Below are 23,457 nucleotides of genomic sequence, written 5' to 3'. Positions count from 1 at the left end.
GATCTATCGCGGCGCCATGCGCAGCGCGCCGTCGAGTCGGATCACCTCGCCGTTGAGGTGGCCGTTGGTCACGACGTGGCAGGCCAGCTCGGCGAATTCCGAGGGCTGGCCCAGCCGCGGCGGGAACGGGATCGAGGCCGCGAGCGACTGCTGCACCGGCTCGGGCAGCTCGAGCAGCAGCGGCGTGGCGAACAGGCCGGGCGCGACGGTGCACACGCGGATCGCGTGCTGCGCGAGGTCGCGCGCCATCGGCAGGGTCATGCCGACCAGCCCGCCCTTCGAGGCGCTGTAGGCCTGCTGGCCGACCTGGCCGTCGAAGGCCGCGACCGAGGCGGTGAACAGCATCACGCCCTTCTCGCCGTTGGCGAGCGCATCGAGCTTCGCGCAGCGCGCGGCGAACAGGCGCGCCACGTTGTAGCTGCCGATCAGGTTGACGTTGACCACGCGCACGAAGTCCTCGAGCGGCGCCGGGTTGCCGTCCTTGCCGACGATGCGCTTGGCGCTGCCGATGCCGGCCACGTTCATCAGGATGCGCGCCGGGCCGTGCGCGGCCTCGGCCCGGTCGAGCGCGGCGCTCACGCTCGCGGCATCGGTGATGTCGCAGGCGCAGGCGATGCCGCCGATTTCTGCCGCGACCTTGGCGGCCAGTTCGGCATTGCGGTCGAGCAGCGCCACCTTCGCGCCCAGGCGCGCGAGTTCGCGCGCGGTGGCCTCGCCGAGGCCCGATGCGCCGCCGGTCACGAGCGCGGCCTGTCCTTCGATCTTCATGGGTTGGTCTCCAAAGAGGGGGGAAAAGCGTCAGCGCGGCCGCAGGGTGAAGGGCAGCGTGCCGTCGTGCAGCGCCTCGACCAGCGCGGCGCGGTGCTTGAGCACGGCGCGCTGGTTGATCGAGCCCTTGTCGGTGACCTCGCCCTTGTCGATCGAGGGCGGCTCGCTCATCAGGTGCAGCCGCGCGATGCGGTTGGCGCTGCCGGTGCTCGCGGCCGCGAGCTGGTCGAGCACCTGCTGGAAGTGCGCCTGCACCGGCGCGCTCTCGAGCACCTGCCGCATGCTCGCGCCGGCGTCGAGGCCCGCGAGCTGGCGCACCTTCTGCGTAGGGAAGACCAGCGCGCCGACCTCCTTGAGGTTGATGCCGGTCAGCACCGCGTCCTGCACGTAGGGCGAGCCGGCCGTGGCGATCTTCGCGCGCAGCGGGCCCACGCTCACGAAGGTGCCGGTGGCGAGCTTGAAGTCCTCGGCGATGCGGCCGTCGAAGCGCAGGCCGCGGTGGATGTCGGCGTCGTCGATCCACTTCACCGCGTCGCCGGTCGAGAAGAAGCCTTCCTCGTCGAAGGCCTCGGCCGTGGCCTCGGGCGCGCGCCAGTAGCCGGGCGTGATATTGGGGCCGCGATAGCGCACCTCGGTCTTGCCGTCGACCTCGATCAGCTTGAGCTCGATGCCCGCCGCGGGCAGGCCGACGTCGCCCGACTTCACGTCGGGGCCGGTCACGTAGAGCGCGAACGGGCCCGACTCGGTCATGCCCAGGCCGGTGCCCATGACGATGCGCTCGCCGACCTCGGCCTCCTGCGTGCGGTGCAGGCTGTCCCAGACCGGCTGCGACAGCGCCGCGCCCGAGTAGAAGAACATCTTCACGCGCGACAGCAGGTTGCGCCGCAGCACCGGGTCGGTCTCCATCGCCTGCGCGATCGCCTCGAAGCCGGTCGGCACGTTGAAGTAGATGGTGGGCGCGATCTCGCGCAGGTTGCGCAGCGTCTCGGCCATGCCGGTGGCGGTGGGCTTGCCCTCGTCGATGTAGAGCGTGCCGCCGTTGTCGAGCACGATGCCCACGTTGTGGTTGCCGCCGAAGGTGTGGTTCCACGGCAGCCAGTCGACCAGCACCGGCGGCTCGTCGCCCAGCGCCGGGATCGACTGGCGCAGCTGCTGCTGGTTGGCGCACCACATGCGGTGCGTGTTGATCACCGCCTTGGGCATCTTGGTCGAGCCCGAGGTGAACAGGAACTTGGTGATGGTGTCGGGGCCGGTGGCCTGCATCGCGGCGTCGATGGCCGGCGTGGGCACCGTCGCCGCGAGCGCGTCGAAGGAGGTGGTGGCGCGGCCGGGCAGCTCGCCTTCGGCCAGCACGATCTCGACGCCGGAGTCGGCCGGCAGCGTGGCCTCGATGGCGCGGGCATAGCGCGCGGCGTCGGCCGCGAACACCAGGCCCGGCGTGAGCGTGGCCAGCACGTGGCGCAGCTTGTCGAAGTCCTGGCTCACGAGCGAGTAGGGCGGCGAGACCGGGCAGTAGGGCACGCCCGCGTAGAGGCAGCCGAGCGCGAGCAGCGCGTGCTCGATGCCGTTCTCGCTGAGGATTGCCACCGGGTGCTCGGCATCGAGGCCGCGCGCGAGCAGGGCCTGGCCGATCGCGCGCGCCTTGTGCAGCGCCTCGGCATAGCTCACGCGCAGCCAGTCGCCGGTGCCGCCATCGGGCAGCCGCGCGCGGCGCGCGATGAAGGTGCGCTCGGGCGCCGCCTCGGCCCAGTGGTGCAGCCGGTCGGTCATGCGCTCGCGGTAGGGGCGCAGCGGCGTTTCCGCGCGCAGGTACTGGGTGCCGGGCGCGCCGTCGCGCAGCAGCGCGCGCGTGACGCCGAAGGCGAGCGGTCGGTATTGGATGGCCGTCATCGGGGCGCCCGTGCGTGAGTGGATCGGTGAATGAATGAAGGAAGGGCCTCAGCCCTTGCTGACCTTGGCGCCGCGGCCTTCGAGGAAGTCGCGCACGCGCTGCTTCGCCTCGGGCGCGGCCTGCACGATGCCGGACATCAGCGCCTCGGTGAAGAAGCCGTGGTCGGCCGGCTGCTCGGCGATGCGCGGCAGCGCGTGCATCAGCGCGTAGTTGGTGAGCGGCGCGTTGGTGGCCACGCGCTTGGCGAGCTCGAAGGCCTTGTCGAAGGCCGTGCCCTCGTCGACCAGGTACTGCGCGAAGTTGGCGCGCTCGCCGTCCTCGGCGTTGTAGACGCGGCCGGTCATCATCATGTCGGTCATGCGCGCCACGCCGATCAGCTTGGGGATGCGCACCGAGCCACCGCCGCCCACGAAGATGCCGCGCGAGCCCTCGGGCAGCGCATAGAAGGTGCTGCGGTCGGCCACGCGGATGTGGCAGGCGCTCGCGAGCTCGAGCCCGCCGCCGACCACCGCGCCGTGCAGCGCGGCGATCACCGGCACCGGGCCCTTCTCGATGCACTCCAGCGCGGCATGCCACAGGCGCGAATGGGCGAGGCCCTGGCCCGCGTCGCGCTCCTTGAGTTCGCTCAGGTCGAGGCCGGCGCAGAAGTGCGGGCCCTCGCCGTCGATCACGGCCGCGCCCACGCTGGCGGGCAGGTTCTGGAAGGCATCGCGCAGCGCGAGGATCAGGCCGTCCGACAGCGCGTTGCGCTTGGCGCCGCGCGTCAGGCGAATGATGGCGACGTCGTCGCGCAGGTCGATGTGAAGGTCGGAAGAGGTCATGTTGCGTTCGGTGTTGAAGCGGATTATGGTTATGTGAAATAATCAATTCAAGGCATTCGATACTGCCATGGACTAGGGACTTTCCCGTAAAGGAGACGATGAAGTGGACCACCAGAACCTGATCGCGATCGATATCCACACCCATGCCGAGGTGAGCTGCTGGAACCCGTTCGACAACTACGGCGAGGAGTACGACCGCGCGGCCGACAAGTACTTCGGCTCGAACCGCCGCCCGACGATCGAGGAGACGGTGGCCTACTACCGCGAGCGCAAGCTGGGGCTGGTGATGTTCATGGTCGACGCCGAGTCGAACATGGGCCGGCGGCGCATCCCGAACGAGGAGATCGCCGAGGCGGCGCAGAAGAACGCCGACATGATGATCGCCTTCGCGAGCATCGATCCGCACAAGGGAAAGATGGGCGCGCGCGAGGCGCGGCGGCTGATCGAGGAGCACGGCGTCAAGGGCTTCAAGTTCCACCCGACGGTGCAGGCCTTCCATCCCTACGACCGCATGGCCTGGCCGATCTACGAGGTGATCGCCGAGTACGGCATGCCCGCGATCTTCCACACCGGCCACAGCGGCATCGGCTCGGGCATGCGCTGCGGCGGCGGCCTGCGGCTCGAGTACAGCAACCCGATGCACCTGGACGACGTGGCGATCGATTTCCCCGACATGCAGATCGTGATGGCCCACCCCAGCTTCCCCTGGCAGGACGAGGCGCTGAGCGTGGCCACGCACAAGCCCAACGTCTGGATCGACCTCTCGGGCTGGAGTCCCAAGTACTTTCCGAAGCAGCTGGTGCAGTACGCCAACACGCTGCTGAAGGACCGCGTGCTGTTCGGCAGCGACTACCCGCTGATCACGCCCGAGCGCTGGATGAAGGACTTCGAAGTCGCGGGCTTCAAGCCCGAGGTGATGCCCGGCATCCTGAAGGGCAACGCGGTGAGGCTGCTGCGGCTCGAGACCGCCGCCGCGGCCTGATCAGCCCGCCTTGCGCGCCGGGCCCGCCGGCGCGGCGGCGTCGTTCCAGTGCTGTTCCCACAGGGCGTCGCCGCGTTCGAGCGCGGCGCCCAGTTCCTTCCTGCGCCGCTGCACGACCGCGGTGACCAGCGCATTGCCGAGCGAGAAGGCGGCCGTGTAGGAATCGAAGGGCGAGGCGCTCGAGGTGCGCACCAGCATCAGGTGGTCGGCCGAGGCGGCCGCGGCCGCCGAGGGGCTGTCGGTGATCACGATCACCTTCGCGCCGCGTTCGCGGAAGTAGGCCGCCGCGCGCGCGGTGGCCAGCGAGTGGCGCCGGAAGGTGACGGCCAGCAGCACGTCGTTCTCGCCGATCCACAGCAGCTGGTCCTCGAGCGGCAGCGCGGCCGTGCCGGCCAGCGGCCGCACCTCGGGCAGGCACAGGTTCAGGTGCAGCGCGAGATGGCCCGCGATGGCGGCCGCATGCCGGTGGCCCAGCACGTGCACGCGCGCCTTGCGCTGCACCAGCAGCCGCACGGCGGCCTCGAAGGCCACGGGATCGATGGCCGCGAAGGTCGAGCTCAGGTTGTGCTGGTCGTGCAGCAGCGCATTGGCCAGGCAGGTGCGCACCGAGGCGTCGTCGACGATCACGGCATCGGCGCGCGTGGCGGGCGAGGCCAGCCGCGCCGTGACCTCCGAGCGCGCCTCGAGCTGTGCTTCCGCATAGCTGGGATAGCCGAGCTTGGCGAGCAGCCGCACCACGGTCGAAGCGCTGGTGCCCACCTTCTTTGCAAGGCTCGTTGCAGATTCGAGCAGGCCCTGGGGATAGCGCGTCTGCAGTTCCTCGATCAGGCGCTGCTCGCTCTTGGTGAGCTTGCGGCCGTAGCCCGAGATGCGTTGGTTGAGGTTCATGGTCGCCGGGCATTCTGCCTTCGCGGGGATCGCGATGGGCTTCGATTTTGCAATGGTTATTGCAAAAATATGACGACCTTGCAAGAATACGCGCACATTTCAAGCGCCACCCTTCCGATTCCAGGACGTCCCCATGACCTTCCCCCTTTCCGCTCCCGCGCTGCGCCGCCGCACCTTCCTGGGCGCGGGCCTCGTGGCCGCGCTGCCGCTCGCGGCACATGCGCAGGCCTATCCGTCGCGGCCGGTCACGCTGGTCGTGCCGTTCCCGGCCGGCGGCTCGGTGGACCTGATCGCGCGGCTCTATGCCGATCCGCTCGCCAAGGCGCTGGGCGCGCCGGTGGTGATCGACAACCGTGGCGGCGCGGGCGGCTCGATCGCCAGCGCGCAGGTGGCGCGCGCCAAGCCCGACGGCTACACGCTGGTGGTCTCGTCGCAGAGCTCGCACCTCGCGAATCCGCTCACGCAGGCCAACCCCGGCTACGACCCGATCAAGGACTTCGCCTCCATCAGCCAGCTCGCGCGCTCGATCAACGTGCTGCTGGTGAACCCGGCCGTGCCCGCGAAGAACTTCAAGGAATTCGTCGCGCTCGTGAAGGCCCGCCCCGGCGAGCTCAATTTCTGCAGCGCCGGACCGGGCAGCATGGGCCAGCTCAACGTCGAGCTGATGAAGTCGCAGCTGCAGCTCAATGCCACGCACGTGCCCTACCGCGGCGGCGGCCCGCTGGTCACGGCGCTGATCTCGAACGAGGTGCAGTTCGGCCTCGACAACCTCGCGCCCTTCCTGCCGCACATCCAGGCCGGCAAGCTGCGCGCGCTCGCGGTGGCCGCGCCGGCGCGCGTCGCGGCGCTGCCCGACGTGCCGACCTTCGCGGAGCTCGGCTACCCGGTGCTCAACACCACCTCGTGGATCGGCCTGGCCGCGCCCGCGAAGACGCCGGGCGACGTGATCGCCACCTTGCACAAGGCCGTGCGCTCGGTGGCCGACCAGCCGTCCATGGTCGAGGCGCTGGAGTCGCGCGGTTCGCTCACGCCCGAGCAGCAGTCGCCCGCGCAGTTCACGGCCATGATGTCGGAGCGCCTCGCGCTGTACGGCGAGATGGTGAAGCGCGCGGGGATCCGCGGCGAATGACCACCTCCTCGTTCACTCCCGATACCGCGCCGCTCGAGGTGCTGCCGCGCGACCTCTCGGCCTACCGCGCGGGCAATACCGGCATCGACTACGTGCATCGTTTCGAATCGGGCCGGCCCGGGCCGCATGTGCTGGTCAATGCGCTGACGCACGGCAACGAGATCTGCGGCATGGTGGCGGCCACCGACCTGCTCGACCGCGGCGTGCGCCCGAAGATCGGCACGCTGACCGTGAGCTTCGCCAACGTCGAGGCCTACGAGGCCTTCGACATCGAGCGGCCCTACGAGAACCGCCAGCTGGTGCACAACCTCAACCGCATCTGGACGCCGGCGCTGCTCGACGGCAACGAGCAAAGCCCCGAGCTGCGCCGCGCGCGCGAGCTGCGGCCCGTGCTCGACGCGGCCGACTGCGTGCTCGACATCCATTCGACGCGCGCGCCGGTGCAGCCCTTCTGGGTCTATCCGGAACTCGAGCGCAATGCGCGGCTGGCGCTGGCCGTGGGCGTGCCGCTGGTGCACCTGGTGATGCCCGCGGGCGCGGCGCCCGGCACCGGCGTGATCGGCTACGGCCGCCACGGCGCGGCCGAGGGCCAGGGCGCGGCGGTCGTGGTGGAGTGCGGCCAGCACTTCAGCCGGTCGGCGGCCGAGCTCGCGGTCGACGTGACGCAGCGTTTTCTCGCGCAGCTCGGGCTGGTCGATCCGGTGGCCGCGCAGGCGCCCGCCGCGCCCGCGCGCCGCTTCCGCCTGCTCGAGGTGCACATGGTGAAGACCGAGAGCTTCGCCTTCGTGCGGCCGCTGCTGGGCTTCGAGACCTTCGACCGCGGCGAGCTGCTCGCGGTCGACGCGGGGCAGGAGATCCGTTCGCCCTGCGACGGCTGCACGGTCTTCATGCCCACGCGCGCGGCGCTGGTGGGGCGCGAGGGCGTGTATCTCACGGTGCCGGTCTAAGGCACCCGCTCCTCGTCCTCTTCCTGCCGGTCCCAGTCGCGCCCGGCGCGCCGCTTGCGCTCCTCGCGCTCGCGCGCCATCTGTTCCTCGAACTGCTGGCGGCCCGCCTTGTTGACCGCGATCAGCTTGGCGCGGTCCTTGTAGTGCGGGTAGATGTCGTCGGTGAGCTTGAGGTTGCGCTCGCGGAAGCGCATGCTCGATTCGCGCGCCTCGTGCGCGGGCCAGCCGAGCACCTCGAGCACCGAGCGCGCGCTGCGCAGCGACGACTCGAAGACCTCGCGCTCGACCAGCGTCACGCCGCGGTCGCGCAGCTGGAACAGGTGGCTCACGTTGCGTGCCCGCGCGATGATCTGCGCCTGCGGGAAGTTCTCGCGGAACAGGTCGACGATCTCGAGCGACTGCTCGATGTCGTCGACCGCCACCACCACTGCCTTGGCCGTGCCGGCGCCCGCGGTGCGCAGCAGGTCGAGGCGCGTGGCGTCGCCGTAGAACACCCGGAAGCCGAACTCGCGCAGGCCCTCGACGTTGTCGGCATCGTGGTCGAGCACCGTCACGCGCAGCCCCTGCGACATCAGCATGCGGCCCACGATCTGGCCGTAGCGGCCGAAGCCGCAGATCAGCACCTTGGCGTCCTGCTGCTCCGAGATCTCCTCGAGCTGCGGCCCGCCGATGTTGCTGTAGCGCGGCAGCAGGTAGCGGTCGATCAGCACCAGCAGCAGCGGCGACAGCAGCATCGACAGCGCGACCGCGCCGATCAGGAGCGAGGTGATCTGCGGCGGCAGCACGTCGGGCCCGGCCGACTGGAACACCACGAAGGCGAACTCGCCGCCCTGCGCCAGCAGCAGCGTGAACACCGGGCGTTCCTGATAGGCCAGCCCCATCGCCTTGGCCAGCGCGTAGATCACCGCCAGCTTGATGGCCATGAAGCCGACCACCAGCATCGCCATGATCCAGGGGCTCGCGAACAGCACGCCGAAGTCGATCGTCATGCCCACGGCGATGAAGAACAGGCCGAGCAACAGGCCCTTGAAGGGCTCGATGTCGGTCTCGAGCTCGCGCCGGTATTCGCTCTCGGCCAGCAGCACGCCCGCGAGGAAGGCGCCCAGCGCCATCGACAGGCCGACGAACTGCATCAGCGCCGCGATCGCCACCACCAGCAGCAGCGCGGCGGCGGTGAAGATCTCGGGCGTGTCGCTGCGCGCGATCCAACGCAGGATCGGGCGCAGCGCGAGCCGGCCGCCGAGCACGATGCCGCCGATCACGCCGAAGATCTTCAGGCCCTCGAGCAGGCGGTCGAGGCCGCTCATCGACTGCTCGGCCGCGGTGGCGCCGGCCAGCAGCGGCAGGATGGCGAGGATCGGGATCGCCGCCACGTCCTGGAACAGCAGGATCGAGAAGCCGGCCTGTCCGCTCGGCGTGCGCAGCAGGTTGCGTTCGCCGAACACCTGCAGCGCGATCGCGGTCGACGACAGCGCCAGCCCCAGCGCCGCCACCAGTGACACGCGCCACGGCGCGCCGACCGCGCAGCCGATGGCGAACAGCACGGCGGCGCAACTGAGCACCTGGGCCGTGCCCCAGCCGAAGATCGGCCGGCGCAGGTTCCACAGCCGCTTGGGCTCGAGCTCGAGGCCGACCAGGAACAGCATCAGCACCACGCCGAATTCGGCGAAGTGCAGCACGTCCTCCACGCGCGACACCAGTCCCAGGCCCCAGGGGCCGATGGCGATGCCGGCCACCAGGTAGCCGATGATGGAACCGAGGCCCAGGGCCTTGGACAGCGGCACCACCAGCACGGCGGCGCTCAGGTAGATCAGGCTGTTGGTCAGCCAGGCGGGCGCGTGCTCCATTCAGGCGCTCCCGTCGGTCGTGGCGGCCAGCCCGCGGCGCATGGTGGTCTGGAACACCCGCTCGACCACCTTGCCGATGTCGTCCGATTCGGCCGGTCGGTCGCTCTCGGGCACCGGGCAGGCCACGCAGGCGTCGATCTCGTCCATCTCGGGCCAGTCGGGGTAGCTGCCCAGGCGCTGGGCGAAGACCTCCACGTGCGCGGCCACTTCGGCCTCGGGGGCGCTGCGCGCGCCGTGGAAGATCAGCGGCGGCAGGAAGCGCATGCCGCACAGCGCGGCGGTCTGCTCGTAGGGCGGCAGGAAGGCGTCGAAGAAATAGCGGTGGTAGCCCTGCGGGTGGTAGCTGCTCTCGGGGCTGCCGGTGGTGGCGACCAGCCACAGGTCCTTGCCCTGCAGCGCGATGCCCTCGGGCCCGTAGGCCCAGCCGTAGGCCAGCACCTCGTCGACCCAGAGCTTCTGCAGCGCCGGCATCGAATACCACTGGATCGGATGCAGCAGCACCACCAGCTGGGCGCGTTCGAGGCGCCGCTGCTCGGCCTCGACGTCGATCGCGTAGTCGGGATAAGTGCCGTAGAGGTCGTTGACATCGACGCCCGGCACCGCGCGCGCCGCGGCCAGCAGCCGGCGGTTCACGCGCGAATCGCGCCAGTGCGGATGGGCGGCGAGCACGTAGGTGCCTCCGCCTTGAGGGGTTCCCGTGGATGTTGTTGTCGTCATCCCGCGAACATAGCGCAGTCCCGGGATTTTGGGCGCCAGCCACTACCATGGCGGGCTGTCCCTTCTGGAGGAGATTTCCATGCCGGTGGTTCTGGTCGCCAATCCCAAGGGTGGCGTTGGCAAATCCACGCTCGCGACGAACATCGCGGGCTACTTTGCAAGCCGCGGCCACGCCGTGATGCTCGGCGACGTGGATCGCCAGCAGTCCTCCCGGCTCTGGCTCGGCCTGCGCCCGCCGCAGGCGCGGCCGATCTCGACCTGGGAGGCCACCGAGGACAACAGCGTGGTGCGCCCGCCGCGCGGCACCACCCACGCGGTGCTCGACACCCCGGCCGGCCTGCACGGCTGGCGCTTCAAGGACGTGATCGGGCTGGCCGACAAGCTCATCGTGCCGCTGCAGCCGAGCATCTTCGACATCTACGCCACGCGCGAATTCATCGATCGGCTGCTCGAGCAGCGCCGCGCCGAGAAGACGCAGATCGGCCTGGTCGGCATGCGCGTCAACGCCCGCACGCTGGCGGCCGACCGGCTCAACGAATTCATCGCGGGACTGGGCGTGCCGGTGGTCGGCGAACTGCGCGACACGCAGAACTACGTGCAGCTTGCGGCGCGCGGACTCACCGTATTCGACATCGCGCCGGGGCGGGTGCAGCGCGACCTCGAGCAGTGGCAGCCGATCTGCGAATGGCTCGACAGCTGAGCCGCCGCGTGCCTGTGCGCCCCAGGTATTCCCTGAGCCTCCTTGTCGCGGTGCCGACACCCACGGTCGCGGCCTTGCCGCTAGAGTGCGGCGCATGACCAAGAAGACCTTCCAGACCCTTCAGGATCTGGCCGCCTGTGTCGGCCAGGAAGTCGCGGTGAGCGACTGGATCACCATCACCCAGGAGCAGGTCAACCAGTTCGCCGAGGCGACCGGCGACCACCAGTGGATCCACGTCGACCTCGAGCGCGCGAAGGCGGGTCCGTTCGGCGGGCCGATCGCCCACGGTTTTCTCACCCTGTCGCTGCTGCCGCGCTTCTACGAGACCGCGCTCGACGTGGTGGAGTCGCGCATGGGCGTGAACTACGGCCTCAACCGGGTGCGCTTCATGTCGCCCGTGCCGGTGGGCAAGCGGCTGCGCGCGCGCATGAAGCTGCTGACCGCCGAACCCATTGCCGACGACGGCATCCAGATGACCTGGGAAACCACCATCGAGCTCGAAGGCGCGGCCAAGCCTGCCTGCGTGGCCGAGTCGGTGGTGCGCCGCTACCGCTGAGGCGGGCGCGGTCCCTTCTCTTCTTACATGCGGCGGTCGCTGATCTCGCCATAGGCGGCCGCGCCCTGGCGCGTGATGCCCACCGCGCTCGCGCGCACCGCGGCGCGGTCGGTCATGCCGTCGGTGGGGCGGGCCACGCCGGTGCCGCCATTGGTGATGCGCAGCGGCTGCCGGGCCTGGGCCTGCACGTCGGCGCGCGACAGCGTCGACTGGAACGGTGCCGCGGGCAGCGGATTCTGTTCGCCCTGGAAGGCCTGGGCACCGTGGCTCAGGACCAGGGTGGCGAGGGCGGCGAAGGCGATGGACTTGGCTTGCATGGTGGAACTCCTCGTGCCCCGTGTGGAGCGTGGGTGGATCGGCATGCCGGAATGCATCGAGCCGGCATGCTTTCCATACGGGGCGTTCCGCCGTTCGGATGCGACCCCATTGCGCGAGGGGTCGCGATGCCTCATTTGAATCCGTTTTGCCGCCAGGCCTCGAACACCGTCACCGCCACCGCGTTCGACAGGTTCAGGCTGCGCTGGCCCTCGCGCATCGGCAGCCGCAGCCACTGCGCGGGATCGAAGCTCTCGCGGATCGCGGGCGGCAGGCCGCTGGTCTCGGAGCCGAACACCAGCCAGTCGCCGGGCGCGAAGCGGATGTCGTGCACGGCGCGGGTGCCGCGCGTGGTGAGCGCGAACAGGCGATCGGGCGCCGGCCGCTCGCTGTCGAGCAGCGCCTGCCAGCTCGCATGGCGGCGCACCTCGGCGTACTCGTGGTAGTCGAGGCCGGCGCGGCGCAGCAGCTTGTCGTCCATCGAGAAGCCCAGCGGCTCGACCAGGTGCAGGGTGCAGCCGGTGTTGGCGGCCAGGCGGATCACGTTGCCGGTGTTCGGCGGAATCTCGGGGTGGACCAGGACGATATGGAACATGGCCCCGATTGTCGCCACGCTCAGTGCGGCCTGTCGGTGCGCGCCAGCACGATGCCCGCGACATGCGCCGCGCCCGCGTGCCGCAGCACCTGGGCCGCGCTGAACAGCGAGGCGCCGGTGGTCATCACGTCGTCGACCAGCACCACGCGCCGGCCGGCCAGTGCATCGGCGCGCAATGGCTCGACCGCGAAGGCGCCCTGGAGGTTGCGCATGCGCTCGGCGCGCGAGAGACCGCGCTGGGCCGGCGTCTCGCGCGTGCGCAGCAGCAGCGCGGCATCGGTCTTGGCAGGCGCGAGCCGGCGCGCGAGTTCCAGCGCCTGGTTGAAGCCGCGCTCGCGCAGCCGGCCCGGCGCGAGCGGCATCGGCAACACGCAGTCGCAGGCATCGAGCAGCGCCGCCGCCGAGGGGATGGCGCGCAGCAGCTGCGCCAGCGGGCCGGCCCAGCCGGTGTCGCCGCGGAACTTGAAGTCGGCGACGCAGTCCGGCCACGGCCAGGCGTAGTCGCAGGCCGCGAGGCAGGCATCGAGCGGCGGCGGGTGCACGACGCAGTCGCCGCAGCGCGCCACGCCCGCAGGCAGCGGCAGCGCGCAGGTCTGGCAGCGCGGCGCGCTGGCGGCGAAGCGCGTGGCGCAGGGCTCGCACACCGGGCGCGACGGCCAGTCGCGGCACAGCGCGCACTGGCTGGGCAGCCGTGCCAACAGCGAGGTCAAAGGGCGTGCGGTCCAACGGCTGAGCATTGGCTCAATATACTCACGCCCCCATGGCCACCGACCCCCAACGACGACCGCCGACCATCGATGCCGCGGCGGCCGCCCGCTGGCGCCGGCTGGCGCCCGCCGACGGCTCGCCCTGGCTGCACGAGGAGATCGGGCGGCGCATGGAGGACCGGCTGCAATGGATCAAGGCCAAGCCGCGCCACTGGGTCGACTGGGCGCCGCTGCGCGGCGGCCTCGAGGCACACGAGCTGCTGGCGCGCCGCTACCGCGAGGCCGAGGCCTTCGTGATCGAACCCGAGCCGGCGCTGGCCGCCGCGACCTCGGCCGCGCTGGCCGCGCCGTGGTGGAGCGCGCGCCGCTGGCAGGGCGGCAAGCTGCGCTTCGACGGACTGCCCGAGGAGGGCGTCGACCTGCTCTGGGCCAACATGGCGCTGCACATGGCGGCCGACCCCGAGGCGCTGATCGCGCACTGGCACCGGCAGGTCGCCACCGACGGCTTCCTGATGTTCTCGTGCTTCGGCCCCGACACCCTGCGCGAACTGCGCGCCCTGCATGCGCGCCTGGGCTGGCCGGCCGCGAGCCACGAGTTCACCGACATGCACGACTGGGGCGACATGCTGGTGCACGCCGGTTTCGCCGAGCCGGTGATGGACATGGAGCGTATCGTGCTGACCTGGGCCACGCCCGAGGCCGCGCTGGCCGAGCTGCGCACGCTCGGGCGCAACCTGCATCCGGCGCGTTTCCCGGCCCTGCGCGGCCGGGCCTGGCAGGCGGCGCTGCACAAGGCGCTGCCCGAACTCGCGCCGGCCGAGGGCGGCGACGGGCGCATCGCGCTGACCTTCGAGATCATCTATGGCCATGCCTTCAAGCCGACCCCGCGGGTCTCGCTGTCGGCCGAGAGCGCGGTCTCGTTGCGCGAGATGCGCGAGATGCTGCAGCGCGGACGCCCGTCCGCCCACTGAAGACCGTTGTAGCGCGGCCCGCGCGTGCCGCATTCGGTACACGGCCGCTGGTATCTACCCGCTACAATCCGCCGTTGCGTGAAACTCGTGGGCACATGCCCGCGATCGAGGTCCGTCGGAACCCGTGGAAGACAAGGGAACTGGCGGGCGCCGACTTACCGATTTGCTGAACTCGCCCGTGTCGAATTCCGTGTTTCGATTTGCCACTGTTTCAGGCCAGAACATCCACTGGTTCCTGAAGCGGAACTGCTCGGTGACGCCGAGCCAGCTCGGCTGGCTCTACGCTTCACTGTGCGTGGTATCGCTCGGTATCGGGACGGTCTTCTGGATGCACGGCGCGCCGCTCGTGTTGCCGTTCGCCTGGCTCGAACTGGCTGCCGTGGGGTTCGCGTTCATGGCCTACGCCCGGCATGCGACCGATGGCGAGAGGATCATGCTGCAGGCGGGCCGGCTCGTGGTCGAACTCGAGAACGGCGGGAGCTACGAGCGCACGGAATTTCTGCCGCACCGGGTGCGGATCGAGCCGCAGACCGGCGACCGATCGCTGATCGAGTTGTCGGGCCAGGGCCGGTCGGTCAGGGTGGGGCGCTATGTACGGCCGGAGTTGAGGGCCGCACTGGCGCGCGAGATTCGGATGGCGTTGCGCGGCGCCTGAGGGGGCTCGCGCGGTGCCGCACGGTTGGGTTTGTTGAAAATTTGAAGAAACGTGAACACGATGAAGAGCATTTGGCGCAATAAGTTCATGCCGGCAATGCTGGCGGCCGGCGCGGCTTTCAGCGGCGCGGCGCACGCAGTCAACGATCTGCCCGGCGGCCCCTCGGTGCGCCAGTTGAATCTTCCGGTCGGTGTGACCAAGATTGCGCAGGAGCAGCACTTCCTGCACACGGTGATGATGATCATCTGCACGGTGATCTTCGTGGCCGTGTTCGCGGTCATGTTCTATTCGATCTGGAAGCACCGCAAGTCGGTGGGCCACAAGGCCGCCAACTTCCATGAATCGGTGGTGGTCGAAGTCATCTGGACCATCGTTCCCTTCCTGATCGTGATCGTGATGGCGCTGCCCGCCACCAAGGTGCTGGTGGCCCAGAAGGACACCACCAACGCCGACCTCACGATCAAGACCACCGGCTACCAGTGGAAGTGGGGCTACGACTACCTGAACGGCGAAGGCGAGGGCCTGGCCTTCATCTCCACGCTCGACAGCTCGCAGCGCGCGATGTCCGACGCCGGTGCCAAGGGCACGATCCCCGACGACTACCTGTTCAAGGTCGACAACCCGCTGGTCGTGCCGGTGCAGAAGAAGGTTCGCATCATCACCACCGCCAACGACGTGATCCACGCCTTCGCGGTGCCGCAGCTCGGCATCAAGCAGGACGCGATCCCCGGCTTCGTGCGCGACACCTGGTTCCGCGCCGAGACCGTCGGCGACTACTACGGCCAGTGCCAGGAACTGTGCGGCAAGGAACACGCCTACATGCCGATCCACGTGAAGGTGGTCTCGGCCGCCGACTACACGACCTGGGTCGCCGCCAAGCGCAAGGAAGCCGCCGCCAAGCTCGACGACCCGACCAAGGTCTGGACCCTGCCCGACATGATGGCGCGCGGCGAGAAGGTCTACGCCGCCAACTGCGCGGCCTGCCACCAGGCCAACGGCAAGGGCGCGGGCCCGATCAAGGCGCTCGACGGCGATGCCAAGGTGCTCGACGCCGACCACAAGGTGCAGCTGATGGTGCTGCTCAACGGCCAGAACAACGGCGCGATGCCGTCCTGGAAGCAGCTGAGCGACACCGACCTCGCGGCCGTCGCCACCTACACCAAGAACAGCTGGTCGAACAAGACGGGCCAGATCGTGCAGCCGGCCGAAGTCCTTGCCCTGCGCGGCAAGTGATCGGTTGACCGGAACAATACAGCGAACAGCGCCCAGCGACGAGATATTCAAGGAACGATGAAATGAGTGCAGTCCTCGACCCCCACGGTCACGCCCACGGCGACCACGCGCACGACGACCACCATGACCACCACGCGCCCACCGGCTGGCGCCGCTGGGTGTTCGCGACCAACCACAAGGACATCGGCACGCTCTACCTGCTGTTCAGCTTCACGATGCTGATGGTGGGCGGCGTGCTCGCGCTGCTGATCCGCGCCGAGCTGTTCCAGCCGGGCCTGCAGCTGGTGAACCCCGAGCTGTTCAACCAGTTCACCACCATGCACGGCCTGATCATGGTGTTCGGCGCGATCATGCCGGCCTTCGTGGGCTTTGCGAACTGGATGATCCCGCTGCAGATCGGCGCCTCGGACATGGCGTTCGCGCGCATGAACAACTTCAGCTTCTGGCTGCTGATTCCCGCGGCGCTGATGCTGGTCGGTTCGTTCTTCATGCCCGGCGGCGCACCGGCCGCGGGCTGGACGCTCTACGCGCCGCTCACGCTGCAGATGGGCCCCTCGATGGACGCCGGCATCTTCGCGATGCACATCATGGGCGCCTCGTCGATCATGGGCTCGATCAACATCATCGTGACCATCCTCAACATGCGCGCCCCCGGCATGACGCTGATGAAGATGCCGATGTTCTGCTGGACCTGGCTCATCACCGCCTACCTGCTGATCGCCGTGATGCCGGTGCTCGCCGGCGCCATCACGATGACGCTGACCGACCGCCACTTCGGCACCAGCTTCTTCAACCCCGCCGGCGGCGGCGACCCGGTGATGTACCAGCACATCTTCTGGTTCTTCGGCCACCCCGAGGTCTACATCATGATCTTGCCGGCCTTCGGCATCATCAGCCAGATCGTGCCGGCCTTCGCGCGCAAGAAGCTGTTCGGCTACGCCTCGATGGTGTACGCCACCTCGTCGATCGCGATCCTGTCGTTCATCGTCTGGGCGCACCACATGTTCACGACCGGCATGCCGGTCACGGGCCAGCTGTTCTTCATGTACGCGACCATGCTGATCGCGGTGCCGACGGCCGTGAAGATCTTCAACTGGATCGCGACCATGTGGCAGGGCTCGATGACCTTCGAGACGCCGATGCTGTTCGCGGTGGGCTTCATCTTCGTGTTCACGATGGGCGGCTTCACCGGCCTGATCCTCGCGATCGCGCCGATCGACATCCAGCTGCAGGACACCTACTACGTGGTGGCCCACTTCCACTACGTGCTGGTGGCCGGCTCGCTGTACGCCATGTTCGCGGGCTACTACTACTGGGCGCCCAAGTGGACCGGCGTGATGTACAACGAAACGCGCGGCAAGATCCACTTCTGGTGGTCGCTGATCTCGTTCAACGTCACCTTCTTCCCGATGCACTTCCTGGGCCTGGCGGGCATGCCGCGTCGCTATGCCGACTACCCGATGCAGTTCGCCGACTTCAACGCGGTGGCATCGGTCGGCGCCTTCGCCTTCGGCCTGGCCCAGGTGTACTTCTTCTTCTTCGTCGTGCTGCCGACCATGCTCGGCAAGGGCGAGAAGGCTCCGCAGAAGCCGTGGGAAGCCGCCGAAGGCCTCGAGTGGGAAGTGCCGTCGCCGGCGCCGTTCCACACCTTCGAGACGCCGCCCAAGCTCGACGCGACCGCCACCAAGGTGATCGGCTGAGCGCCGCATCGCCCCACGCATCCCCGACGATCGAGACCGCCACGCGATGACGCCCGAACAGAGAAGAAACAACCGCCGCATGGGGCTCACGCTGGCCTCCATCGCGCTGATCTTCTTCATCGGCTTCGTCGTGCGCATGGTCTGGTTCAGCGGCCGCTGACGCCTCCATCAATTTCCAGGCACGGGAGCACACGCACATGAGCCTCGGTCAACGCATCCGGCGCGCCAATGTCCAGATGGTCGGCAAGCTGGCCGTGGTCGCCTGCGGCATGTTCGCTTTCGGCTATGCGCTGGTGCCGCTGTACCGCGCCATCTGCGAGATGACCGGCATCAACATCCTCGCGCTCTCCGAGCTCGAGGTGCCCGGCGGCGCGAGCGGCGGCAAGAACGTGCGCGTGCCCGACAACACGCAGGTCGACATGACCCGCACCATCAAGGTCGAGTTCGACTCCAACGTGCGCGGCGGCCTCTGGGACTTCAAGCCCGCCGAGCGCACGATGGAAGTGCACCCGGGCGAGCTCAACACGGTGATGTACGAGTTCCAGAACGTGCAGAACCGTCGCATGGCCGCGCAGGCCATCCCGAGCTACGCGCCGCAGCAGGCCGCGCCCTATTTCAACAAGCTCGAGTGCTTCTGCTTCAACCAGTACACGCTCGACGCGGGCGAGAAGAAGCAGTGGCCGGTCGCCTTCGTGATCGATCCCAAGATCTCGAAGGACGTGAAGACGATCACCTTGTCGTACACCTTCTTCGAGGTCGGCGGCAAGACGCCCGCGGCGCCGGTCGCCGTCGCGCCCACCACCGCCGCCGAGCCGCGTTCGTGATGGTCGATTCGCCGCCCACCCCCACACCTGCCACGCAACGCAAGGGCTCGCTGCTCGCGACCCTCAAGGCCGTGGCCTGGTCGTTCTTCGGCATCCGCAAGAAGAGCGCCTACCAGGACGACCTGGCCAAGCTGAACCCGCTGCACATCATCGCGGTCGCCTTCGTCATGGTGATCGCGTTCATCGTCGGCCTCGTGCTGGTGGTGCGCTTCGTGGTCGCGCCCTGAGCCCCGAGCGGACGAACCCACGCTACCCAGAACCCATCGAATCGAGAGAAGAAAGAAAGCCAGGAGCTGATATGAGTTCAACCACCCACGGCACCACGCCTTACTACTTCGTGCCAGGACCCTCGGCCTACCCGGTCGTGTCCGCCATCGGCCTGTTCTTCGTGATCCTCGGCGCGGGGCAGTGGATCAACGGCCACCAGTGGGGTGCGTGGTCGCTGCTGCTGGGCATGCTGATCTGGCTCGGCACGCTGTTCGTGTGGTTCCGCGCCGCCATCGGCGAGAGCGAGAGCGGCCAGTACGGCCACAAGATCGACCTCTCGTACCGCTGGAGCATGAGCTGGTTCATCTTCTCCGAGGTGATGTTCTTCGGCGCCTTCTTCACCGCGCTGTGGTGGGCCCGCACCCATGCGCTGCCGAACCTCGGCAGCCTGGACAACGCCCTGCTGTGGCCCGATTTCAAGGCCGTGTGGCCCAGCGTCGCGGCCGGCGTGACCGGTTCGCCGGCCGGCATCGTCGAGCCGTTCCAGACCGTCGGCCCGTTCTGGCTGCCCACGATCAACACCGCGCTGCTGCTGAGCTCGGGCGTGACCCTGACCATCGCCCACCACGCGCTGCGTGCCGGCCATCGTGCGCAGACCATCCGCTTCATGTGGCTCACCGTGCTGCTCGGCGTGGTCTTCCTGGGCGTGCAGGGCTACGAGTACTACCACCTGTACACCGAACTGAACCTCAAGCTCAGCTCGGGCACCTACGGCTCGACCTTCTTCATGCTGACCGGTTTCCACGGCCTGCACGTGTTCATCGGCATGCTGATGCTGCTGTTCATCACGCTGCGCCTGCAGAAGGGCCACTTCACGCCCGAGCGCCACTTCGGTTTCGAGGGCGCCGCCTGGTACTGGCACTTCGTCGACGTGGTGTGGCTGGGCCTCTACATGCTGGTCTATTGGCTTTGAGCGAAGCACCTCGCGGCATTCCACAAAAAAGGCGCCGTCAGGCGCCTTTTTTGTGGTTCTCGTGGAACGAGCACCACCTACTTGCCGAGAGGGAGCCCGGTGGGCTGGATGTAGCCCAGTTTCCAGGCCAGCAGCATGCAGAGGAACAAAAGGACCGAGAGGCCGATCCGAAAGGTGAGCGCGCGCGCCATGCCGCCGCTCTTGGCGCGCCCGTTGCGACCGTCCTTCAACATGTAGAAGAGCGCGAAAGCCAGGCTCGCGAAGATGCCCACGAACAACAGGGCAACGAAGTATTTCATGACCCGCATTATCGGCCGCCTGCCACCCGCGCTCCAGTGACTCCCGATCCCCTGACCCCGCCTCCCGGCCGCGCGCCGGACACCGCCTCCTCCCGCCAGCGCAGCGACCGCGGCTGGACCTGGGCCCGCTTCTGGCTGATGACCATCGCCGCGCTGGTCACCGTCTCGTCGACCATCTCGCTGGGCCGCTGGCAGCTCTCGCGCGCGGCGCAGAAGGAGGCGCTGCAGGCCGAGATCGAGGCCCAGAAGCTCAAGCCGCCGCTGGAGCAGGCCGATTTCCTCGGGCTCGAGCGGCCGGCCGAGATGCTGCACCGCCCCGTGCACCTGCGCGGGCTGTGGCTCGCGGCGCAGTCGGTGTACCTCGACAACCGCCAGATGCACGGCGTGCCCGGCTTCTACGTGCTGACGCCGCTCGCGCTCGAGGGCAGCAACCAGACGGTGATGGTGCAGCGCGGCTGGATCCAGCGCAATTTCAACGATCGCACGCAGCTGGGCGCGGTCCAGACGCCGGCCGGCCTCGTCGACGTCACCGGCCTGATCGAGCCGCCGCCGGGCCACCTGCTCGAGCTCGGCAAGCCCGCCGCGCCGGCCTCGGCACCGGCTGGCGAGGGGTCTTCGCCCATCCGGCAGAATCTCGACCTCGAAGGCTTCCGTGCCGAAACGCAACTGCCGCTGCGCACCGACGTGTCGCTGCAGCAGACCGGGCCTGCTTCCGAGGGCCTGCAGCGCGATTGGCCGGCGCCCGCGCTGGGCCTGGAGAAACACTATGGCTATGCATTCCAGTGGTTCGGCCTGTCGGCCCTCGTGGTGATCCTCTATGTCTGGTTCCAATTCATTGCCCCCCTCCGGCGCTCGCGCCGCGCACGCCGCGATGCAGTCCGCTGACGAGCCGCTGGGGCTGACCGTGCACTCGATGCCGTCGCCGACCCAGGCGCTCGACGGCGCGGAGGGCCGCCGCACGGTCGTCGGGCGCTGGAAGATGATCGCCGTGATGCTGATGTGCGCGGCGCCCGTGATCGCTTCGTACTTCACCTACTACGTGATCCGGCCCGAGGGCCGCAGCGTCTACGGCCAGCTGATCGACCCGCAGCACGAGATGCCCGCGCTGACCGCCGCCGACCGCGCGGGCGCGCCGGTCAGCCTGCAGACGCTCAAGGGCCAGTGGCTGCTGGTGGCCGTGGGCGATGCCGCCTGCGACGCGCTGTGCGAACAGCAGCTCTACCTGCAGCGCCAGCTGCGCGAGGTGCTGGGCCGCGAGAAGGACCGGCTCGACCGCGTCTGGCTGGTCAGCGATGCCGCGCCCGTGCCCGAGCGCCTCGAGAACGGCCTGCGCGGCGCCACCGTGCTGCGCCTGCCGCCCGAGCAGCTCGCCAAGTGGTTCACGCCCGAAGCCGGCCACACGCTGGCCGAGCACCTGTTCGTGGTCGACCCGATGGGCAACTTCATGATGCGTTTCCCCGCGCGCATGGATGCCAAGGGCGCGGGCCGCGCCAAGCGCGACCTCGACCGCCTGTTGCGCGCCTCCGCCTCGTGGGACGAGCCGGGCCGCTGAGCGCGACGACGAAGACGCACGACGCTTTCAATCAAGATGGACTCCAGCTCGCTCTACGACCTCACGCCGATCGCCTGGTTGCTGGCGGCCGGCGCGCTGATCGCGCTCGGGCCGCTGGTCTGGGTGTGGCGGCGCAACGCGGGGGCCGGCCCGGCGCGGCGGCTGCATGCGCTGACCGTGCTCACCCTGTTCCTGACCTTCGACCTCACGCTGTTCGGCGCCTTCACGCGCCTCACCGATTCGGGCCTGGGTTGCCCCGACTGGCCGGGCTGCTACGGCAATGCGAGCCCGGTCGGCGCGCGCCACGAGATCGCGATGGCGCAGGCCGCGCAGCCCACCGGCCCGGTCACGCACAGCAAGGCCTGGGTCGAGATGGTCCACCGCTATCTCGCCACCGGCGTCGGCGCGCTGATCACGGTGCTCGCTATCGCGACCTGGGTGGTGCGCGCGCGGCAGCGCAGGCAGGCGAGGGCGGCGCCTTCGTCGGCGCGGCAAGGGGGCGACCATGCCGCGCTCAGTGCCTGGTGGCCCGCGGCCACGCTGGTCTGGGTCTGCCTGCAGGGGGCCTTCGGCGCGCTCACCGTCACCTGGAAGCTCTTTCCCGCCATCGTCACCTTGCACCTGCTGGGCGCCGTGGTGCTGCTCGCGCTGCTGTGCATCCAGGCCGTGCGCTACCGCCAGGTGGCCGCGCAGCGCCTGCCCACGCCGGTGTCGCCGGCGCTGCGCAACGGGCTGATCGCGACCTCGGTGCTGCTGGTGCCGCAGATCGCGCTTGGCGGCTGGGTCAGCACCAACTACGCGGTGCTCGCGTGCACCCAGTTTCCGACCTGCCAGGACAGCTGGTGGCCGCCGATGAATTTCGCGCAGGGCTTCGAGATCTGGCGCCACCTCGGCGTGACCGGCGAGGGCGTGCCGCTCGATTTCGCGGCGCTGACCGCCATCCACTACGCGCACCGGCTCATGGCCTACCTCGTGTTCGTCGCGCTCGGCCTGCTGGCCTGGCGCATGCGCCGCATCGACGGCCTGCGGCCGCAGGCCGGCTGGCTCGCCGGCCTCGCGCTGCTGCAGCTCGCCACCGGCCTGGGCAACGTGCTGCTCGGCTGGCCGCTCGCGGCGGCCGTGCTGCACACGGGCGGCGCCGCGGCCCTGGCGGTGGTGCTGGTCTGGGCGCTGTGCGAGAGCCGGCGCGAGCAGGCGGCCGGCGCCCGCCTGTCGCGCGCGAACCCCGCCGTTCCAGCTGGCGCCCCCTTGCGCGGCGCGGAGGTCCCCCGATGAGCACCCCGATTCCCCTGCAGCAGGCGCATGGCGCGAGCGTGCTGCGCCAGTTCTACGCGCTCACCAAGCCGCGCGTGGTGCAGCTGATCGTCTTCTGCGCGCTGATCGGCATGGTGCTGGCCGTGCCCGGCGCGCCCTCGTGGCTCGACGTGCAGCGCGCCGTCCTGGCCTGCATCGGCATCTGGCTGGTGGCGGGCGCGGCGGCGGCCTTCAACTGCCTGGTCGAGAAGGGCATCGACGCCAAGATGAAGCGCACCGCCTGGCGCCCGACCGCGCGCGGCGAGCTCAGCGACCGCCAGGCGCTGCTGTTCTCGGCGGCGCTGTGCATCGCCGGCTCGGTGCTGCTGTGGTTCACCGTCAATCCGCTGACCATGTGGCTGACCTTCGCCACCTTCGTCGGCTACGCGGTGATCTACACCGTGATCCTCAAGCCGCTGACGCCGCAGAACATCGTGATCGGCGGCGCTTCGGGCGCGATGCCGCCGGTGCTGGGTTGGGCCGCGATGACGGGCGAGGTGGGACCCGAGGCGCTGATCCTGTTCCTCATCATCTTCCTGTGGACCCCGCCGCACTTCTGGGCGCTCGCGCTCTACCGCGTCGAGGACTACCGCAAGGCCGGCCTGCCGATGCTGCCGGTCACGCACGGCAACGAGTTCACGCGGCTGCAGGTGCTGCTCTACACCTTCATCCTGTTCGCGGGCTGCCTGATGCCGTTCATCTACGGCATGAGCGGCTGGCTCTACCTCGCGGTGGCGGTGGTCGTGAGCGTGGGCTTCACCGGCTACGCCTTCGCGCTGTGGCGCAACTACTCCGACGCCCTGGCGCGCAAGACCTTCCGGTTCTCGCTGATCCACCTGAGCGTGCTGTTCGCGGCCTTGCTCGTCGACCATTACCTCCGCTGACCC

The 23,457-nt window shown here is 69.3% G+C and carries 25 protein-coding genes and 1 pseudogene; 16 read left to right on the top strand and 10 right to left on the bottom strand.

Annotated elements, in window-relative coordinates; all coding sequences use genetic code 11:
* Positions 1-3: 3 nt before the first annotated feature.
* Genes INQ48_26770 through INQ48_26760 form a run of 3 tightly spaced genes read right to left on the bottom strand, consistent with a single transcriptional unit; the run spans position 4 to position 3,480 of the window.
* Positions 4-768: an SDR family NAD(P)-dependent oxidoreductase gene (locus INQ48_26770; protein ID QRF56884.1), complete on the bottom strand. Its 765-nt coding sequence runs from the start codon at positions 766-768 to the stop codon at positions 4-6.
* 30 nt (positions 769-798) lie between these two features.
* On the bottom strand, positions 799-2,658 hold the full coding sequence (locus tag INQ48_26765) for a feruloyl-CoA synthase (protein ID QRF56883.1): 1,860 nt from the start codon (positions 2,656-2,658) through the stop codon (positions 799-801).
* A 48-nt stretch (positions 2,659-2,706) separates the two neighbouring features.
* The gene (locus tag INQ48_26760) at positions 2,707-3,480 is read right to left on the bottom strand and encodes a crotonase/enoyl-CoA hydratase family protein (protein QRF56882.1); all 774 of its coding nucleotides are present in this window, start codon (positions 3,478-3,480) and stop codon (positions 2,707-2,709) included.
* Positions 3,481-3,583: 103 nt separating this feature from the next.
* On the opposite strand from INQ48_26760, the gene INQ48_26755 reads away from it, so the two are divergent.
* Positions 3,584-4,462 (top strand): amidohydrolase, encoded by an 879-nt coding sequence (locus INQ48_26755; GenBank protein QRF56881.1) that lies wholly within the window; start codon positions 3,584-3,586, stop codon positions 4,460-4,462.
* Here INQ48_26755 and INQ48_26750 read toward each other — a convergent pair whose 3' ends face one another.
* Entirely contained in the window at positions 4,463-5,350 is an 888-nt protein-coding gene (locus INQ48_26750; GenBank protein ID QRF56880.1) for a MurR/RpiR family transcriptional regulator, read from the bottom strand.
* A gap of 133 nt (positions 5,351-5,483) precedes the next feature.
* Here INQ48_26750 and INQ48_26745 point away from each other — a divergent pair, with 133 nt between their 5' ends.
* Together INQ48_26745 and INQ48_26740 are read left to right on the top strand one after the other, a co-directional pair.
* Positions 5,484-6,479, top strand: a complete 996-nt coding sequence (locus INQ48_26745; protein QRF56879.1) for an ABC transporter substrate-binding protein — start codon at positions 5,484-5,486, stop codon at positions 6,477-6,479.
* Positions 6,476-7,426, top strand: a complete 951-nt coding sequence (locus tag INQ48_26740) for a succinylglutamate desuccinylase/aspartoacylase family protein (protein ID QRF56878.1) — start codon at positions 6,476-6,478, stop codon at positions 7,424-7,426. The genes INQ48_26745 and INQ48_26740 overlap by 4 nt, the downstream gene beginning before the upstream one ends.
* Here INQ48_26740 and kefC read toward each other — a convergent pair.
* Both kefC and INQ48_26730 read right to left on the bottom strand, forming a co-directional pair.
* Complete coding sequence (gene kefC, locus INQ48_26735) at positions 7,423-9,273, bottom strand: glutathione-regulated potassium-efflux system protein KefC (protein QRF56877.1); 1,851 nt, start codon at positions 9,271-9,273, stop codon at positions 7,423-7,425. The two genes, INQ48_26740 and kefC, sit on opposite strands and share 4 nt — an antisense overlap.
* A complete protein-coding gene (locus INQ48_26730) occupies positions 9,274-9,990 on the bottom strand; it encodes an NAD(P)H-dependent oxidoreductase (GenBank protein QRF56876.1) in 717 nt (238 codons plus the stop codon).
* A gap of 79 nt (positions 9,991-10,069) precedes the next feature.
* Between INQ48_26730 and INQ48_26725 the strand changes: the two genes are divergently transcribed.
* Together INQ48_26725 and INQ48_26720 are read left to right on the top strand one after the other, a co-directional pair.
* Complete coding sequence (locus tag INQ48_26725; protein QRF56875.1) at positions 10,070-10,690, top strand: ParA family protein; 621 nt, start codon at positions 10,070-10,072, stop codon at positions 10,688-10,690.
* 94 nt (positions 10,691-10,784) lie between these two features.
* Positions 10,785-11,246: a MaoC family dehydratase gene (locus INQ48_26720; protein QRF56874.1), complete on the top strand. Its 462-nt coding sequence runs from the start codon at positions 10,785-10,787 to the stop codon at positions 11,244-11,246.
* A gap of 23 nt (positions 11,247-11,269) precedes the next feature.
* Here INQ48_26720 and INQ48_26715 read toward each other — a convergent pair whose 3' ends face one another.
* The 3 genes from INQ48_26715 to INQ48_26705 all read right to left on the bottom strand — a co-directional run bounded on the left by INQ48_26715 (position 11,270) and on the right by INQ48_26705 (position 12,893).
* Positions 11,270-11,563 carry a DUF4148 domain-containing protein gene (locus tag INQ48_26715; protein ID QRF56873.1) on the bottom strand — a complete coding sequence of 98 codons (294 nt, stop codon included), beginning with the start codon at positions 11,561-11,563 and terminating at the stop codon, positions 11,270-11,272.
* Between the two features lie 131 nt (positions 11,564-11,694).
* Positions 11,695-12,156, bottom strand: a complete 462-nt coding sequence (gene trmL, locus INQ48_26710) for a tRNA (uridine(34)/cytosine(34)/5-carboxymethylaminomethyluridine(34)-2'-O)-methyltransferase TrmL (protein ID QRF56872.1) — start codon at positions 12,154-12,156, stop codon at positions 11,695-11,697.
* 20 nt (positions 12,157-12,176) lie between these two features.
* Positions 12,177-12,893: a ComF family protein gene (locus tag INQ48_26705; GenBank protein ID QRF56871.1), complete on the bottom strand. Its 717-nt coding sequence runs from the start codon at positions 12,891-12,893 to the stop codon at positions 12,177-12,179.
* A 23-nt stretch (positions 12,894-12,916) separates the two neighbouring features.
* On the opposite strand from INQ48_26705, the gene INQ48_26700 reads away from it, so the two are divergent.
* From INQ48_26700 to INQ48_26670, 7 genes are all read left to right on the top strand, one after another.
* Complete coding sequence (locus INQ48_26700; protein ID QRF56870.1) at positions 12,917-13,834, top strand: biotin synthase; 918 nt, start codon at positions 12,917-12,919, stop codon at positions 13,832-13,834.
* A 178-nt stretch (positions 13,835-14,012) separates the two neighbouring features.
* Positions 14,013-14,489 carry a DUF2244 domain-containing protein gene (locus tag INQ48_26695; protein ID QRF56869.1) on the top strand — a complete coding sequence of 159 codons (477 nt, stop codon included), beginning with the start codon at positions 14,013-14,015 and terminating at the stop codon, positions 14,487-14,489.
* A gap of 60 nt (positions 14,490-14,549) precedes the next feature.
* On the top strand, positions 14,550-15,722 hold the full coding sequence (gene coxB, locus INQ48_26690) for a cytochrome c oxidase subunit II (GenBank protein QRF56868.1): 1,173 nt from the start codon (positions 14,550-14,552) through the stop codon (positions 15,720-15,722).
* A gap of 62 nt (positions 15,723-15,784) precedes the next feature.
* Complete coding sequence (gene ctaD / locus INQ48_26685) at positions 15,785-17,422, top strand: cytochrome c oxidase subunit I (protein QRF56867.1); 1,638 nt, start codon at positions 15,785-15,787, stop codon at positions 17,420-17,422.
* A 197-nt stretch (positions 17,423-17,619) separates the two neighbouring features.
* The gene (locus INQ48_26680) at positions 17,620-18,246 is read left to right on the top strand and encodes a cytochrome c oxidase assembly protein (protein ID QRF56866.1); all 627 of its coding nucleotides are present in this window, start codon (positions 17,620-17,622) and stop codon (positions 18,244-18,246) included.
* Positions 18,246-18,473: a DUF2970 domain-containing protein gene (locus INQ48_26675; GenBank protein ID QRF60913.1), complete on the top strand. Its 228-nt coding sequence runs from the start codon at positions 18,246-18,248 to the stop codon at positions 18,471-18,473. The genes INQ48_26680 and INQ48_26675 overlap by 1 nt, the downstream gene beginning before the upstream one ends.
* A gap of 71 nt (positions 18,474-18,544) precedes the next feature.
* Entirely contained in the window at positions 18,545-19,426 is an 882-nt protein-coding gene (locus tag INQ48_26670) for a cytochrome c oxidase subunit 3 (protein QRF56865.1), read from the top strand.
* A gap of 77 nt (positions 19,427-19,503) precedes the next feature.
* On the opposite strand, the gene INQ48_26665 is transcribed toward INQ48_26670, so the two are convergent.
* Positions 19,504-19,734, bottom strand: a complete 231-nt coding sequence (locus tag INQ48_26665; protein QRF56864.1) for a twin transmembrane helix small protein — start codon at positions 19,732-19,734, stop codon at positions 19,504-19,506.
* A 129-nt stretch (positions 19,735-19,863) separates the two neighbouring features.
* Here INQ48_26665 and INQ48_26660 point away from each other — a divergent pair, with 129 nt between their 5' ends.
* The 4 genes and pseudogenes from INQ48_26660 to INQ48_26645 all read left to right on the top strand — a co-directional run bounded on the left by INQ48_26660 (position 19,864) and on the right by INQ48_26645 (position 23,454).
* Positions 19,864-20,610, top strand: a complete 747-nt coding sequence (locus INQ48_26660) for an SURF1 family protein (protein QRF60912.1) — start codon at positions 19,864-19,866, stop codon at positions 20,608-20,610.
* Complete coding sequence (locus tag INQ48_26655; protein QRF56863.1) at positions 20,597-21,277, top strand: hypothetical protein; 681 nt, start codon at positions 20,597-20,599, stop codon at positions 21,275-21,277. The genes INQ48_26660 and INQ48_26655 overlap by 14 nt, the downstream gene beginning before the upstream one ends.
* 36 nt (positions 21,278-21,313) lie before the next feature.
* Positions 21,314-22,465 (top strand): annotated as a pseudogene (locus INQ48_26650) (COX15/CtaA family protein).
* Between the two features lie 83 nt (positions 22,466-22,548).
* Entirely contained in the window at positions 22,549-23,454 is a 906-nt protein-coding gene (locus INQ48_26645; protein ID QRF56862.1) for a protoheme IX farnesyltransferase, read from the top strand.
* Positions 23,455-23,457: the final 3 nt, after the last annotated feature.

Source organism: Variovorax paradoxus, assembly GCA_016806145.1.
Taxonomy (GTDB): Bacteria; Pseudomonadota; Gammaproteobacteria; order Burkholderiales; family Burkholderiaceae_C; genus Variovorax.
This window is presented reverse-complemented; position numbering and strand designations above follow the sequence as displayed.

What these genes read in the sequence shown, in the direction of transcription:
- INQ48_26770 (QRF56884.1), bottom strand. Translation starts at nt 768, where the DNA reads ATGAAGATCGAAGGACAGGCCGCGCTCGTGACCGGCGGCGCATCGGGC.
- INQ48_26765 (QRF56883.1), bottom strand. Translation starts at nt 2,658, where the DNA reads ATGACGGCCATCCAATACCGACCGCTCGCCTTCGGCGTCACGCGCGCG.
- INQ48_26760 (QRF56882.1), bottom strand. Translation starts at nt 3,480, where the DNA reads ATGACCTCTTCCGACCTTCACATCGACCTGCGCGACGACGTCGCCATC.
- INQ48_26750 (QRF56880.1), bottom strand. Translation starts at nt 5,350, where the DNA reads ATGAACCTCAACCAACGCATCTCGGGCTACGGCCGCAAGCTCACCAAG.
- INQ48_26745 (QRF56879.1), top strand. Translation starts at nt 5,484, where the DNA reads ATGACCTTCCCCCTTTCCGCTCCCGCGCTGCGCCGCCGCACCTTCCTG.
- INQ48_26740 (QRF56878.1), top strand. Translation starts at nt 6,476, where the DNA reads ATGACCACCTCCTCGTTCACTCCCGATACCGCGCCGCTCGAGGTGCTG.
- kefC (QRF56877.1), bottom strand. Translation starts at nt 9,273, where the DNA reads ATGGAGCACGCGCCCGCCTGGCTGACCAACAGCCTGATCTACCTGAGC.
- INQ48_26730 (QRF56876.1), bottom strand. Translation starts at nt 9,990, where the DNA reads ATGACGACAACAACATCCACGGGAACCCCTCAAGGCGGAGGCACCTAC.
- INQ48_26725 (QRF56875.1), top strand. Translation starts at nt 10,070, where the DNA reads ATGCCGGTGGTTCTGGTCGCCAATCCCAAGGGTGGCGTTGGCAAATCC.
- INQ48_26720 (QRF56874.1), top strand. Translation starts at nt 10,785, where the DNA reads ATGACCAAGAAGACCTTCCAGACCCTTCAGGATCTGGCCGCCTGTGTC.
- INQ48_26715 (QRF56873.1), bottom strand. Translation starts at nt 11,563, where the DNA reads ATGCAAGCCAAGTCCATCGCCTTCGCCGCCCTCGCCACCCTGGTCCTG.
- trmL (QRF56872.1), bottom strand. Translation starts at nt 12,156, where the DNA reads ATGTTCCATATCGTCCTGGTCCACCCCGAGATTCCGCCGAACACCGGC.
- INQ48_26705 (QRF56871.1), bottom strand. Translation starts at nt 12,893, where the DNA reads ATGCTCAGCCGTTGGACCGCACGCCCTTTGACCTCGCTGTTGGCACGG.
- INQ48_26700 (QRF56870.1), top strand. Translation starts at nt 12,917, where the DNA reads ATGGCCACCGACCCCCAACGACGACCGCCGACCATCGATGCCGCGGCG.
- coxB (QRF56868.1), top strand. Translation starts at nt 14,550, where the DNA reads ATGAAGAGCATTTGGCGCAATAAGTTCATGCCGGCAATGCTGGCGGCC.
- ctaD (QRF56867.1), top strand. Translation starts at nt 15,785, where the DNA reads ATGAGTGCAGTCCTCGACCCCCACGGTCACGCCCACGGCGACCACGCG.
- INQ48_26680 (QRF56866.1), top strand. Translation starts at nt 17,620, where the DNA reads ATGAGCCTCGGTCAACGCATCCGGCGCGCCAATGTCCAGATGGTCGGC.
- INQ48_26675 (QRF60913.1), top strand. Translation starts at nt 18,246, where the DNA reads ATGGTCGATTCGCCGCCCACCCCCACACCTGCCACGCAACGCAAGGGC.
- INQ48_26670 (QRF56865.1), top strand. Translation starts at nt 18,545, where the DNA reads ATGAGTTCAACCACCCACGGCACCACGCCTTACTACTTCGTGCCAGGA.
- INQ48_26665 (QRF56864.1), bottom strand. Translation starts at nt 19,734, where the DNA reads ATGCGGGTCATGAAATACTTCGTTGCCCTGTTGTTCGTGGGCATCTTC.
- INQ48_26660 (QRF60912.1), top strand. Translation starts at nt 19,864, where the DNA reads ATGACCATCGCCGCGCTGGTCACCGTCTCGTCGACCATCTCGCTGGGC.
- INQ48_26655 (QRF56863.1), top strand. Translation starts at nt 20,597, where the DNA reads ATGCAGTCCGCTGACGAGCCGCTGGGGCTGACCGTGCACTCGATGCCG.
- INQ48_26645 (QRF56862.1), top strand. Translation starts at nt 22,549, where the DNA reads ATGAGCACCCCGATTCCCCTGCAGCAGGCGCATGGCGCGAGCGTGCTG.